The sequence below is a fragment of the Pararhodobacter sp. SW119 genome, from assembly GCF_017811755.1.
Classification (GTDB): Bacteria; Pseudomonadota; Alphaproteobacteria; order Rhodobacterales; family Rhodobacteraceae; genus Pararhodobacter.
Genome location: NZ_JADDJF010000003.1, coordinates 78,414 through 91,292, shown reverse-complemented (window position 1 = coordinate 91,292; position 12,879 = coordinate 78,414). Strand labels below are relative to the sequence as shown.

General features: G+C 68.6%; 11 protein-coding genes. 9 read left to right on the top strand and 2 right to left on the bottom strand.

Annotation, left to right across the window (positions count from 1 at the left end):
- Nucleotides 1-346: 346 nt before the first annotated feature.
- A complete protein-coding gene (locus IM708_RS03435) occupies nucleotides 347-2,284 on the bottom strand; it encodes an AsmA-like C-terminal region-containing protein (protein WP_209424917.1) in 1,938 nt (645 codons plus the stop codon).
- A gap of 161 nt (nucleotides 2,285-2,445) precedes the next feature.
- On the opposite strand from IM708_RS03435, the gene IM708_RS03430 reads away from it, so the two are divergent.
- On the top strand, nucleotides 2,446-3,273 hold the full coding sequence (locus tag IM708_RS03430; protein ID WP_209424916.1) for a crotonase/enoyl-CoA hydratase family protein: 828 nt from the start codon (nucleotides 2,446-2,448) through the stop codon (nucleotides 3,271-3,273).
- 34 nt (nucleotides 3,274-3,307) lie between these two features.
- Nucleotides 3,308-3,832, top strand: a complete 525-nt coding sequence (locus IM708_RS03425; protein WP_209424915.1) for a cytochrome b/b6 domain-containing protein — start codon at nucleotides 3,308-3,310, stop codon at nucleotides 3,830-3,832.
- A 168-nt stretch (nucleotides 3,833-4,000) separates the two neighbouring features.
- Here the strand turns inward: IM708_RS03425 and IM708_RS03420 are convergent, their stop codons facing one another.
- Entirely contained in the window at nucleotides 4,001-4,840 is an 840-nt protein-coding gene (locus tag IM708_RS03420; RefSeq protein ID WP_209424914.1) for a universal stress protein, read from the bottom strand.
- Nucleotides 4,841-5,066: 226 nt separating this feature from the next.
- Here IM708_RS03420 and ccoN point away from each other — a divergent pair, with 226 nt between their 5' ends.
- The 7 genes from ccoN (at nucleotide 5,067) to IM708_RS03385 (ending at nucleotide 12,876) form a co-directional block, all read left to right on the top strand.
- On the top strand, nucleotides 5,067-6,668 hold the full coding sequence (ccoN, locus tag IM708_RS03415) for a cytochrome-c oxidase, cbb3-type subunit I (protein ID WP_209424913.1): 1,602 nt from the start codon (nucleotides 5,067-5,069) through the stop codon (nucleotides 6,666-6,668).
- A gap of 12 nt (nucleotides 6,669-6,680) precedes the next feature.
- On the top strand, nucleotides 6,681-7,406 hold the full coding sequence (gene ccoO / locus IM708_RS03410; RefSeq protein ID WP_209424912.1) for a cytochrome-c oxidase, cbb3-type subunit II: 726 nt from the start codon (nucleotides 6,681-6,683) through the stop codon (nucleotides 7,404-7,406).
- Nucleotides 7,407-7,416: 10 nt separating this feature from the next.
- A complete protein-coding gene (locus IM708_RS03405) occupies nucleotides 7,417-7,635 on the top strand; it encodes a cbb3-type cytochrome c oxidase subunit 3 (RefSeq protein WP_209424911.1) in 219 nt (72 codons plus the stop codon).
- Nucleotides 7,635-8,567: a cytochrome-c oxidase, cbb3-type subunit III gene (ccoP, locus tag IM708_RS03400; protein WP_209424910.1), complete on the top strand. Its 933-nt coding sequence runs from the start codon at nucleotides 7,635-7,637 to the stop codon at nucleotides 8,565-8,567. Before IM708_RS03405 ends, ccoP begins: the two co-directional genes overlap by 1 nt.
- A gap of 228 nt (nucleotides 8,568-8,795) precedes the next feature.
- Nucleotides 8,796-10,223: a cytochrome c oxidase accessory protein CcoG gene (gene ccoG / locus IM708_RS03395; RefSeq protein ID WP_209424909.1), complete on the top strand. Its 1,428-nt coding sequence runs from the start codon at nucleotides 8,796-8,798 to the stop codon at nucleotides 10,221-10,223.
- Entirely contained in the window at nucleotides 10,220-10,693 is a 474-nt protein-coding gene (locus IM708_RS03390; protein WP_209424908.1) for a FixH family protein, read from the top strand. Before ccoG ends, IM708_RS03390 begins: the two co-directional genes overlap by 4 nt.
- Nucleotides 10,690-12,876 (top strand): heavy metal translocating P-type ATPase, encoded by a 2,187-nt coding sequence (locus IM708_RS03385; protein ID WP_209424907.1) that lies wholly within the window; start codon nucleotides 10,690-10,692, stop codon nucleotides 12,874-12,876. Before IM708_RS03390 ends, IM708_RS03385 begins: the two co-directional genes overlap by 4 nt.
- Nucleotides 12,877-12,879 lie beyond the last annotated feature (3 nt).

Below are 12,879 nucleotides of genomic sequence, written 5' to 3'. Positions count from 1 at the left end.
GAATGCAATAGCTGCAGCTGTTCATTCCCGTCCCGCCGTCCGGGTCAGGGAACCGCGGCTGCGCGGCCTTTTCGGCGGAAAGGTACACCATATGTGGTATTCGAAATTCCATGACCAACAAAAAAGCTAAAAAACGGGCATAAATTCGGAACCCGAAAATCGTCTCTATTTTCCACTTTCCGGCCCTTTCGCGTCATTTCTTTTCACCTTCGGGGCCAGAAGCTGAAAACTTCGACGCTTTTTCGCGCCGAGGGGCCAGTTGCTCAAGCTTGAGCACTTTTCCCCGCCGCGGCGGGGTCAGCGCGCCGATTGATGCGATGAGACGAAAGACGAAGCGGAAGCCGGATCAGTCGCGCGGCCGCAGCAGGCGCTGCAGCCCGCGGCCGATTTCCTCCTCCAGGCGCTCGCGCAGGGCATCCTCGCTCGACTGCCCCTCCTGCCGTTCGATCCCCAGCCGGCGCTCCACCTCCTGGCGCGCGCGCTCCTCGACCCGTGCGCGTTCCTCGCGCAGGCGCTCCTCGGCCAGCCCCTCCAGGTCCAGGCGGAAGCGCGGCGCGTCCCAGGGGCCGGTGACCTGCAGCGGCACCCGGATCGCGCGGCCGGTCTCGGCATCGCGCAGCGCGGTCGGGATCACGCGGTAATCCAGCGTGCGCGCGCCAATGTCCACCGACCCGCGCCCGTCGACGGTGATGGCGCTCGCCTCCATGCGCAGATCGTCGTTGCGCAGCACCCCGCCCTGGATGGCGAAGGTCCCGGTCAGGGTGTCGTAGATCGTGCGGTTGCGATCCCCCATGTAGGACATGTCGAGATTGCGCAGCATCCCGGCCAGGTCCAGCCCGACGATCTCGCCCCGGCCCAGATCCACACGCCCCTCGCCCGACAGGCTGCGCATGATCGCGTCCATCGACTGCCCGGCGCCCAGGAAACGCAGGCTCGCCGCGCCGGTCCCGGTCAGTCGGTCGAACCCCGCGACCTGTTGCAGCAGGGGCAGCAGCGCGACCTCCTCCGCGCGCAGATCGCCGCCGACCGACAGGCCCGAGCGGTTGTTGATCACGAACTCGCCGCCCAGCCGCCCGCCGAACAGGCCGACCTCGCGCAGATCGAAGACCGCGCGCGCCCGGTCGATGGTCAGCCCGGCGCGGAACGGCGCGATCCGGCCGAAACCGGTTTCGACGACGCCGGCGCGCAGCGTCACCGCGGCATCCACCAGCCCGACGGCCGAGGCGTCGATCGGCGCGCGCGACCAGCCCTCCGCGCCGGCCCCGTTGCCGGTACCACCGCCGCCGGTCTGCGCCGTCAGGTCCAGCGTCTCGGCGGCGATCTCGCCGGTCAGGCGCGGGCGCGGGCCGTCCTGCACCAGGTCCAGCGCCGCGGTCAGCCGGTTGGGCCCCAGCCGCAAGACCCCTTCCCGCAGGTGCAGGCTGCCGGCCGGGGCCAGCGTCACCTGCCCGGCCAGCGCAAAGGGTCGCGCCGCGGGCGGCAACGGTTCGGCCCCACGCTGGCCCGCCAGCGCCAGAAGCGGCGCCAGCCCCGGCCCTTCGACCGACAGCCGCCCCTCGGCGGCAAGCGGCGCGATCCCGGCGCGGCCCTCGAAATGCGCGCGGCTGCCGCCGGCCTCCAGCGTGGCGACCAGCGGCGTCACCGCCCCGTCGAGGAATCGCTGCAGCCCGTCGATCCGGGCTTCGGCGGCAAAGTCCTGGTCGTTGCGGCGTCCGGTCGCGCGCAATGCGCCAGGGCCGGCCAGATCGGGCAGCGACAGTTCCAGATCCACCCCCTCGAACCGTAGGTCGACCGCGGCGGCGCGGTCCTGAAACTGCAGCGTCGCGTTGGTGATCTGCGCCAGCGCCAGCGACATCCGGCGCCCCTCCGCGCCGCCGGCGGCGGGCGTTGCCGGACCGCGGCGTGCGAAGTCCCAGTTCGTCGTGCCGTCCGCCTCGCGCTCCAGCAGGATGCGCGGCGCCACCGCTTCCAGCCGGGTGATGACAATATCTCCGCCGATCAGCGCCTGCAGGTCCAGCCCCAGGTCCAGCGCGTCGGCCTCGAACATCGGCCCGGCGTCGGACCAGGCCGCATTGTCCAGGCGCACATTCTCGATCCGCGCGCCGATCACCGGCCAGATCGACGGCCGCACCGGCCCGGCGATGCTGAGCGCGCGGCCGGTCGCGGATTCGAACCGGTCGGTGGCGATGCGCGCGACCCGGTCGGCGGGGATCAGGAACAGCGCGGCGACGGCGAGGATGGCAAGCGACAGCAGCACGCCCAGTAGCCTGAAGATCCAGCGCATGAGTCCCCCGCATTCGACACAAGATTCAACCCAGCATAGCAAAGGCAGGCGGCCCCACAAGCGACGCGTCGCGCACTCGGTGATGCCCCGCCGCGCAGAGGTTTCGCTTGCCTTGTCCCCGCCACTTTGCCAGCCTGTTCCGACCCGGCGAAAGGCCCCACATGTCGACTGAAGCGATCCCCCGCGACGCCCTCTCCCACGACCGGCTGCGCGTGCGCGTGGCGGGTGGCGTCGCCGAAGTGGCGCTCAACCGCCCCGACAAGCTGAACGCGATGGACGAGGCGATGTTCGACGCGCTGTCGGCGGCCGGGCGCGCGCTGATGGGCACCGTAGGGCTGCGCGCGGTCATCCTGCACGGCCTCGGCCGGGGTTTTTGCGCGGGCATCGACACGGGCCTCCTGATGGCCCTTGCCGGCCGCATCGGCGCGCTGCGGGACGAGATCGTCACGCCGCTGCCGGGCGAGGCCGCGAACCGCTTCCAGCATCCCTGCACGGTCTGGGCGGATCTGCCGGTGCCGGTGATAGCGGCGCTGCACGGGCCGGTCTTCGGGGCCGGGCTGCAACTGGCGCTGGGGGCCGACATCCGCCTCGCCGCCCCCGACGCGCAACTGTCGATCATGGAGGCGAAATGGGGCCTTGTCCCCGACATGGGGATCACCCGGCTGATGCCGGGAATCCTGCGCGCCGATCAGGCGCTGGAACTGATGCTGACCGCCCGCGTCCTCGGCGCGGCGGAGGCCGCGTCGCTGGGCCTCGTCACCCGCATCGCCGAGGACCCGATGGACGCCGCGCGGTCGCTGGCGCGGGTCATCGCCGCGCGCAATCCCGCCGCGGTCAGCGGCATGAAGTCGATGGTCCGCAGCGCCTGGCCCGGCGACGAGGCGCACCTGGCGCTGGAAGCGCGGCTGCAGGCGGGGATCATCGGCACGCCCGAACAGATCGAGGCGGTGACCGCGACGATGCAGAACCGGGCGCCGCGCTTTGGCTGAACGGGCCACCACCCAGGCCCCTGCCGGAGGTCCCATGCCCGCGCGATACCACCCCGCGCTGGTCGTGCTTCACTGGGCGCTGGCCTTCTGCCTGATCGGGCTGCTGTTTGCCGGCACGGTGTTGCTGGCCCCGCTTGCCAATGACGACCCCGCCAAGATGCTGTCCTTCCGGCTGCACATGGGGTTGGGCCTGGTGACGCTGTTCCTCATGCTCCTGCGCCTTGCCGTGCGCCTGAGTACGCGCGTGCCGCCCCCCGCTGAGACCGGCAATGCGGTGCTGGACCGGCTGGCGCGGCTCAATCACGCGGCGCTCTACCTGCTCGCCTTCGTCATGGCCGGCTCGGGCATCACCTTCGCCCGCGCGTCGGGGTTGCCGGACGCCGTGTTCGGAAGCGGCCCGATGCCGCCCGATTTCGCCGGCCACACCGCGCGGCAGGTCCACGGTCTGGCGTCGCGGCTTTTCATGGCGCTGATCGCGCTGCACATCGTTGCGGCGCTCTGGCATCACTTCATCCGCCGGGACGGGCTGATGGCGCGCATGGGGTTCGGCCGGCGCTGAGGCCGCGCGGGACTTGGCCCCGCCGACGGCCGCATCCGCCCGGAATGCCGCCGCGGGGGGGTGTGCAACTTGCACATAGGCATCAAGTCACTGAACGGAAACGGTTTCCTTTTGGGCGTTAACCTCAGGGAAACCATCTGTTTCCGCACCAAGAGTCGGGCGCCCGGATCAATGCGCCAGAAAGACCGGCCATTCGGTGTTTTCCAGCAGGTTGCGCGTGGCCCCGCCCAGGATCGCCTCGCGCAGGCGCGAATGGCCATAGGCGCCCATGACCAGAAGCCCCGCGTCGATATCGCCCATGTGGCGCATCAGCACGTCGGACACGCGGGGCAGCGTCTTGGCCAGGACCGAGACCTCGGCCCGGACGCCGTGACGCGCCAGCATCTGGGTCAACAGGCCGCCGGGGTCCGACCTTTCGGGGCTGTGGGACGGGGGATCGACGATGACGACGCAGACCTGATCGGCCTCGCGCAGCAGCGGCAGGGCCCGGCGCACGGCGGCCAACGCCTCGTTCGACTGGTTCCAGGCGACGACGATCCGTTGCCCGAACTTCGGCCCCAGCCCGGTCTCGGGAACCACGAGCACCGGCGCGCAACCTTCGAAAAGCGCCGATTCGATCACCGCCTCCTGCGTCGGCAGCGCGTCGCGTCCATAGGGGCGCGCCTGGATCACCAGGTCGCTGAACCGCGCGCGCAGCCCGACCATGCCGGGCAGCCCGCCGAACTGCACCACCGCCGACTCGGTCGACCAGCGCAGTGTCTGCTGGTCGAGCTGCTTGCGCGCCAGCTTTTCCAGCGCCTCGGCATCGCCCTGCGCCCGCTCCAGCGTCTCCTGCAACAGGATCGGCGAGGCGCCCATGTAGAATCCCCCCGCGGGGGTCATGTCGACCCCCAGCAGGCAGGTGCTCAGATGACCGTCCTGCGTCCGCGTGAAATCCATCGCGGCAGGCAGCGTCATCTTCAGCTCGCTCTCCGAGCCGATGAAGGTGGTGATCGATTTGTAGTCCATGACCTCTCCTGCGTCGTCGGGCTGCGACATTTCCGATATTAAAGGATTGACCTGAAAGGTCGCTTTCCGCTTTGATCCTTGTCAAGGGCGGTGCCGCGGCTTCCTTGACCTGAATCAAGGTTACAGGTTTTGGATGCGGCCATAACGCGCATTGTAGATCGGCGGCGACGTCTAGCTTTATGCTGGCCGACAAGAACAACGATTCGAGAACGAGGGGACGCAACCGATGTGGGATTTCGCCAAGCTTTTCCTGCTGGCGGCGGTCACGATCCTGGCGGCCGTGATCGCGAACTTCGCCCGCGATCCGGCGCATCTGGCGCACATGATCATCATCATGGTGACCGCGGCCGGGCTGTTTCTGTGGCAGATCCGCCATGTCGGTGAACCGGCGGCGGTGCACAATCCGGCCGAATACATGGACGATGTCGTCCGCGCCGGGGTGATCGCGACCGCCCTCTGGGGGGTCGTCGGCTTCCTCGTCGGGGTCTGGATCGCCTTCCAGCTGGCCTTTCCGCAGCTGAATTTCGAGTGGGCCGCGCCCTACCTGAACTTCGGCCGGTTGCGGCCCCTGCACACCTCGGCGGTGATCTTCGCCTTTGGCGGCAACGCGCTGATCGCGACCGCCTTCTATGTCGTGCAGCGCACCAGCGCGGCGCGGCTCTGGGGCGGGAACCTGGCCTGGTTCGTCTTCTGGGGCTACCAGCTGTTCATCGTGCTGGCGGCGACGGGCTATGTGCTGGGCTCCACCCAGGGCAACGAATACGCCGAGCCGGAGTGGCTGGCCGACCTGTGGCTGACCTTTGTCTGGCTGGCCTTCCTGGCGGTCTTCATGGGCACGCTGATCAACCGGCGCGAGCCGCATATCTACGTCGCCAACTGGTTCTACCTGAGCTTCATCATCACCGTGGCGATGCTGCATGTGGTCAACAACATCCAGATCCCGGTGTCGATCTTCGGCTCGCAGTCGGTGCCGGTCTGGTCGGGCGTGCAGTCGGCAATGATCCAGTGGTGGTACGGCCACAACGCCGTGGGCTTCTTTTTGACCGCGGGCTTCCTGGGGATGATGTACTACTTCATCCCCAAGCAGGCCGAGCGTCCGGTCTACAGCTACAAGCTCAGCATCATCCACTTCTGGGCGCTGATCTTCCTCTATATCTGGGCCGGTCCGCACCACCTGCACTACACCGCGCTGCCCGACTGGGCGCAGACGCTGGGCATGACGTTTTCCATCATGCTGTGGATGCCGTCCTGGGGTGGCATGATCAACGGGCTGATGACGCTGTCGGGCGCCTGGGACAAGCTGCGCACCGACCCGGTCATCCGCATGATGGTCGTCGCCGTCGGTTTCTACGGCATGGCCACGTTCGAAGGCCCGATGATGTCGATCAAGTCGGTCAACAGCCTGTCGCACTACACCGACTGGACCATCGGCCATGTCCATTCCGGCGCGCTGGGCTGGAACGGCATGATCACCTTCGGCGCGCTCTACTACCTGGTGCCGCGCCTGTGGAAGCGCGAGGGGCTCTACAGCCTGTCGCTGGTCTCGTGGCACTTCTGGCTCGCCACCATCGGCATCGTGCTCTACGCGGCGTCAATGTGGGTGACCGGCATCATGGAGGGGCTGATGTGGCGCCAGGTCGACGCGCAGGGCTTCCTCGTGAACTCCTTTGCCGACACCGTGGCCGCGAAGTTCCCGATGTACGTGGTGCGTGCGCTGGGCGGGACGCTGTTCCTGATCGGGGGGATCATCATGTGCTACAACCTGTGGAAAACCGTGACGAGCGTGGGCGAACGCAAGCCCGCCAGCGCCGCGGTCGCGGCCGAGTGACGGGAGCAAGCAATGGGCATTCTTGACCAACACAAGAAGATCGAGCGGCACGCGACGCTGCTTCTGGTCCTCAGCTTCCTGGTCGTCACCATCGGCGGGATCGTGCAGATCGTGCCCCTCTTCTACCTCGAGAACACGATCGAGGAGGTCGAGGGGATGCGCCCCTACAGCCCGCTCGAACTGGCGGGGCGCGAGATCTACCGGCGCGAGGGCTGCTATACCTGCCACAGCCAGATGATCCGCCCGATGCGCGACGAGGTCGAGCGTTACGGCCATTACAGCCTGGCGGCGGAATCGATGTACGACCATCCGTTCCAGTGGGGATCGAAGCGCACCGGGCCGGACCTGGCGCGTGTCGGCGGGCGCTACAGCGACGACTGGCATGTCCAGCACATGATCGACCCGCAGTCGGTGGTGCCGGAATCGATCATGCCGTCCTACGGCTTCATGATGAACCGGGTGATCGACGGCGAGCATATCACCGATCTGGTGCGCACCTACCGCCTGCTCGGCGTGCCCTACACCGACGAGATGGTCGCGGCCGCGCGCGCCGATTTCCGCGCCCAGGCCAATCCGAATGCCGATCACTCGGCCCTGCTGGAGCGGTATCCGGGGGCGCAGACCCGCAACTTCGACGGCCAGCCCGAACTGACCGAGATGGACGCGATGATCGCCTATCTGCAGATGCTCGGCACGCTGGTCGACTTCTCGACCTTCGTCCCCGACCCGCAGCGCTGAGGAGGGCGGGATGGAAACCTATACGCTTCTGCGCGCCTTCGCCGACAGTTGGCATCTGCTGTTCATGACGCTCTTCTTCATCGGGGTCGTGATCTGGGCCTTCCGTCCCGGCAGCCGCAAGGTGCATGACGAAACGTCCTCGATGATCTTCCGCAACGAAGACAGCCCGGCCGACGCAAGGGACGACAGCGCCGGGCGCAAGGGCAGAGCAAACGGAGAGGCCCGCTGATGGTTGACCAGGAAGACAAGACCCCCGAGAACAAGGTCACCCCGGCCTCGCGGCAGTACCCGGACCCGAAGCGGAAACTGCGCCAGGAAGTCGCCAAGACCGGCCATTCCTGGGACGGGATCGAAGAATACGACAACCCGATGCCGCGCTGGTGGCTGTGGACCTTCTACATCACCATTGCCTGGGCGGTGATCTACTGGCTGTTCTATCCCGCCTGGCCGCTGGTCACGCGGGCGACGCAGGGCATCCTCGGCTACGATTCGCGCGCCGCGGTGGTCAGCGACATCGAGCGTTTCAACACCGAGAACCAGGTCTGGTTCGACCGCCTGCTCGCCACCGATGTCGATGCGATCAGCGACGATCCGGAACTGCAGCGCTTCGCCGTCAACGCAGGCGGGTCGGTATTCCGCGCGCAATGCTCGCAATGCCACGGCACCGGCGGCGCGGGTGTGCAGGCCTCGGGATTTCCCAACCTGCTGGATGACGACTGGCTCTGGGGCGGCACGATGGACGACATCCACGAAACCGTCCGCTACGGCATCCGCAACGAGGATTACCCCGATGCGCGCTGGTCGCAGATGCCCGCCTTCGGCAGCGACGGTCTGCTGGACGAGGGCGAGATCGACCAGGTCGTCCACTACGTGCTCCAGATGTCGAACCAGGGCCATGACGCTGAACTGGCCACGGCGGGCGAGGAGGTCTTCCTGAACAACTGCGCCTCCTGCCACGGCGAGAGCGGCGAGGGCGACTACTTCGTCGGCGCGCCGGCGCTGAACAATCAGGTCTGGCTCTATGGCGGATCGTTCGAGGCGATCCGGCATTCGGTCTACTATTCGCGCTTCGGCGTCATGCCGGGCTTCGCCGACCGTCTGCGCGACGCCGAGATCCGCGCGGTCGCGGCCTATGTCCACCAGCTGGGCGGGGGCGAGTAGGCGCAGCGTCCTGCCGGTCCGGGCCGCCGCGCCCGGCCCGGCCGCATCGCCCGGCGCATCCTCAAGGGGCGCCGGGCATGGCCGTTCGACCCACCGCGCGCAGGCAACGGGGATGCGCGCCTACGCCGCACTGCAACTTGCCTGGAAAATGCGCATTTTGACAGGCGACCAACAGGCGATAGACTCGCCACGCCGTTTCCATCGGCACCAGGCAGGAGCCCGAGGCCCGTGAGCTCTCAAGACGACAGCCCGCAACTCTACGCCGCGCGCGAGCCGATCTTTCCGCGCCGCGTGAAGGGCAACTTCCGCACGCTCAAATGGTGGCTGATGGGGGTGCTTCTGGGCATCTACTACATCACCCCCTGGATTCGCTGGGACCGCGGCCCGGCGATGCCAGACCAGGCGGTGCTGGTCGATATCGCCAACCGCCGCTTCTTCTTCTTCATGATCGAGATCTGGCCGCACGAATTCTACTTCGTCGCGGGCCTTCTGATCATGGCCGGGATCGGGCTCTTCCTCTTCACCTCGGCCTTCGGGCGGGTCTGGTGCGGCTATGCCTGCCCGCAGACCGTCTGGACCGACCTCTTCATCCTGGTCGAGCGCTGGATCGAGGGCGACCGCAATGCCCGCGTGCGCCTGCACCGGCAGACATGGAACGGCGAGAAGGTCCGCAAGTACGGCACCAAATGGCTGGTCTGGCTGCTGATCGCGGTCGGCACCGGCGGCGCCTGGATCTTCTACTTCGCCGACGCGCCGACGCTGCTGCGCGACCTCTTCACGCTGAACGCGCATCCGGCGGCCTACATCACCGTCGGCATCCTGACCGCCACCACCTTCTTCTTCGGCGGCTTCTTCCGCGAACAGATCTGCATCTACGCCTGCCCCTGGCCGCGCATCCAGGCCGCGATGGTCGACGAGGACACGCTGACCGTCGGCTACCGCGACTGGCGCGGCGAGCCGCGCGGCAAGCTGAAGAAGGGCCAGCTCGACCCCGCGCAGGGCGACTGCATCGACTGCATGGCCTGCGTCAACGTCTGCCCGATGGGGATCGACATCCGCGACGGCCAGCAGATGGAATGCATCACCTGCGGGCTCTGCATCGACGCCTGCGACGAGGTGATGGACCGCATCGGCAAGCCCCGCGGACTCATCGACTATCTCGCGCTTTCGGACGAGGTGCGCGAACGCCAGGGCGCCCCGGCGATCCCGGTCTGGAAGCATGTCTTCCGGCCCCGGACGATGGTCTACACCGTCCTCTGGGCCGGCATCGGCATCGGCCTGATCGTGGCGCTCTTTCTGCGCACCGACATCGACATGTCGATCTCGCCGGTGCGCAACCCGACCTACGTGGTGCTGTCCGACGGCACGATCCGCAACGCCTACGACATCCGCCTGCGCAACATGTCGAACGAACCGCGGCCCTTCTTCCTGTCGGTCGCCGACGCCCCCTCCATCCGCCTGACGATCGAGGGCGAGGCGGGCCAACTGGTCACGGTGCCCGCCGACGAACAGGCCAGCTTCCGCGTCTATCTCACCGCGCCGCCGGGGATCGAGGCGTCGCGCAGCGCCTCGACGCCGGTGCGCCTCTGGGCCTCTGTCCCCGGCGAGACCGCGCGCATCTACGGCGAAACCGTCTTCAACGGGAGGGAGCAATGAGCGACAGCAGAAAGCAGCTGACCGGACCCAAGGTCTTCGCGATCTTCGCCGGCGCGTTCGGCCTGATCATCTCGGTCAACCTCTTCATGGCCTATAGCGCGATTTCCACCTTCCCGGGCATCGAGGTGCAGAACAGCTACGTCGCGAGCCAGGGCTTCAACGATCGGCTGGCCCGGCAGCGCGCGCTGGGCTGGGACATCCGCGTCGCGGTCGAGGGCGGCGAGCTTCAGGTTCATATCACCGACCCCGACGGCACCCCCGCCGAGGTCGCCGACCTCAGCGCCACGCTGGGCCGCGCGACCCATACCCGCGACGACATCACGCCCGAGTTCACCTATGCGCGCGGCAGCTTCCGCGCGCCGGTCGAGCTGGCGCGCGGCAACTGGAACCTGCGCCTGGTCGCCACCGCCCGCGACGGGACCGAGTTCCAGCAGCGCGTGTCGTTCCGCCATCGCGGACCCGACGCGTGAGCGACACCCTGCACGCCCCCCCGGCCTCGGCCTGCCCCGCCTGCGCGGCGGGCGTCGCCGCGCTGGACCGCGTGCAGACCCCGCCCGAGGATGCGCGGCTGGTCCTCTCCGTGCCCGACGCGCATTGCGCCGCCTGCATCGCCACGATCGAGAACGACCTCGAACGCATGCCCGGCGTCCAGTCGGTGCGGCTGAACCTGACCATGCGCCGCGTCTCGGTCCAGGCCGATCCGGGCACAAGCGCGCAGGACGTGATCGACCGGCTGCAGCGGCTCGGATACGACGCGCACGAGCTGGACCCCGGCACGCTCAGCATGACCGAAACCGACCGCCAGGGCCGCGACCTGCTGATGCGGCTGGGCGTCGCGGGCTTTGCCATGATGAACATCATGCTGCTGTCGGTGGCCGTCTGGTCCGGCGCCACCGACGCCACGCGCGACCTCTTTCACCTGATCTCGGCACTGATCGCCATTCCCACCATCGCCTTTTCCGGCCAGCCCTTCTTCCGGTCCGCGGGCCGGGCGCTGCGCGCCGGGCGGCTCAACATGGACGGGCCGATCGCGCTGGCGCTGGTGCTGACCGTCGCCATCTCGCTCTACGAGACGACCAGGTCCGGTGAACACGCCTATTTCGAAGCTGCCGTGATGCTCAACTTTTTCCTGCTCGCCGGCCGCTACCTCGACTTCCGCGCCCGCGCCGCGGCGCGCTCGGCCGCGCAGGAACTGGCCGCGCTGGAAGTGCCGCGCGCGATCCGCCTGGAGGCGCGGCGCGAGGTCACCGTGCCCGTGGCCGACCTCGCGGTGGGCGATCTGGTGCTGGTCCGCCCCGGCGGGCGCGTGCCGGTCGACGGCGTGGTCACTGCCGGCCGGTCGGAAATCGACCGCTCGCTCCTGACCGGCGAGACGCTGCCCGCCTTCGCCGGCGACGGCACCCTGCTCAGCGCCGGCGAGGTCAACCTGACCGGTCCCCTCACCGTGCGCGTCACCGCCGCCGGCAAGGACAGCTCGCTGCACCGCATGGCCGACCTCGTCGCCCATGCCGAGGCCGCGCGCACCCGCTACACCACCCTCGCCGAACGCGCCGCGCGCGCCTACGCGCCGACCATCCCGCTCCTGTCGCTGGGCGCGTTCGTCGTCTGGATGTACATCTCGGGCGGCGATCTGCGCCTTTCGGTCAACATCGCCGTGGCGACGCTGATCATCACCTGCCCCTGCGCGCTGGGGCTTGCCGTGCCGGCGGTGGTGACCGCGGCCAGCGGCCGCCTCTTCCGCAAGGGGCTCCTGATCAAGGACGGCACCGCCCTCGAACGTTTGGCCGAGGTCGATACCGTCGTCTTCGACAAGACCGGCACGCTGACCCTTGGCACGCCCGAGCCGACCAACCCCGACGACCACCCGGAGGCTGCCCGGCGCGTCGCGCTCGCCCTGGCCTCGGCCTCCAGCCACCCGCTCGCCCAGGCGCTGGCCCGCGCGCTGCAGGATCGCGGTATCGATCCCGCGACGCTGGACGCCGTGCAGGAGGTTCCGGGCTACGGCGTCGAGGGCCAGTGGCAGGGCCAGCGCGTCCGGCTGGGTCGTGCCGCCTGGGTCGGCGCCGAGGCCGGCGACACCACCGCCGCCTGTCTGGCGATGGGGGACCAGCCGCGCGCCTTCACCTTCGCCGACCGCCTGCGCCCCGGCGCCGAGGAAGTGGTCGCGGCGCTGAAGGCGCAGGGCAAGCAGGTCTGCCTGATCTCGGGGGACGTGCCCGCGGCGGTGCAGGCGATGGCCGCGCGCCTGGGCATCGACGACTGGCAGGCCGAGGCGCTGCCGCAGGACAAGGCCGCGCGCATCGACGCGCTGCACGCCGCCGGCCACCGCGTGCTGATGGTCGGCGACGGGCTCAACGACACCGTCGCGCTGACCGCCGCGCATGTCTCGATCTCGCCGGCCACCGCGCTGGATGCCGCGCGCACGGCGTCCGACATCGTGCTTCTGGGCCGGGATCTGGCGCCCATCGCCGACGCGCTGCGCATGGGCAAACTCTCCACCCGCCGCATCCGCGAGAATTTCTGGCAGTCCGGGATCTACAACCTCATCTTCGTGCCGGTCGCCCTGCTGGGCCTCTGCACGCCGCTCTGGGCGGCGGCGGTCATGTCGCTCTCGTCGATCACCGTGGCGCTGAACGCGCTGCGCCTGAAATAGAAA

Bases quoted from the DNA above. Each gene is read 5' to 3' on its own strand.
- IM708_RS03435 (WP_209424917.1), bottom strand. From the start codon at position 2,284: ATGCGCTGGATCTTCAGGCTACTGGGCGTGCTGCTGTCGCTTGCCATC.
- IM708_RS03430 (WP_209424916.1), top strand. From the start codon at position 2,446: ATGTCGACTGAAGCGATCCCCCGCGACGCCCTCTCCCACGACCGGCTG.
- IM708_RS03425 (WP_209424915.1), top strand. From the start codon at position 3,308: ATGCCCGCGCGATACCACCCCGCGCTGGTCGTGCTTCACTGGGCGCTG.
- IM708_RS03420 (WP_209424914.1), bottom strand. From the start codon at position 4,840: ATGGACTACAAATCGATCACCACCTTCATCGGCTCGGAGAGCGAGCTG.
- ccoN (WP_209424913.1), top strand. From the start codon at position 5,067: ATGTGGGATTTCGCCAAGCTTTTCCTGCTGGCGGCGGTCACGATCCTG.
- ccoO (WP_209424912.1), top strand. From the start codon at position 6,681: ATGGGCATTCTTGACCAACACAAGAAGATCGAGCGGCACGCGACGCTG.
- IM708_RS03405 (WP_209424911.1), top strand. From the start codon at position 7,417: ATGGAAACCTATACGCTTCTGCGCGCCTTCGCCGACAGTTGGCATCTG.
- ccoP (WP_209424910.1), top strand. From the start codon at position 7,635: ATGGTTGACCAGGAAGACAAGACCCCCGAGAACAAGGTCACCCCGGCC.
- IM708_RS03390 (WP_209424908.1), top strand. From the start codon at position 10,220: ATGAGCGACAGCAGAAAGCAGCTGACCGGACCCAAGGTCTTCGCGATC.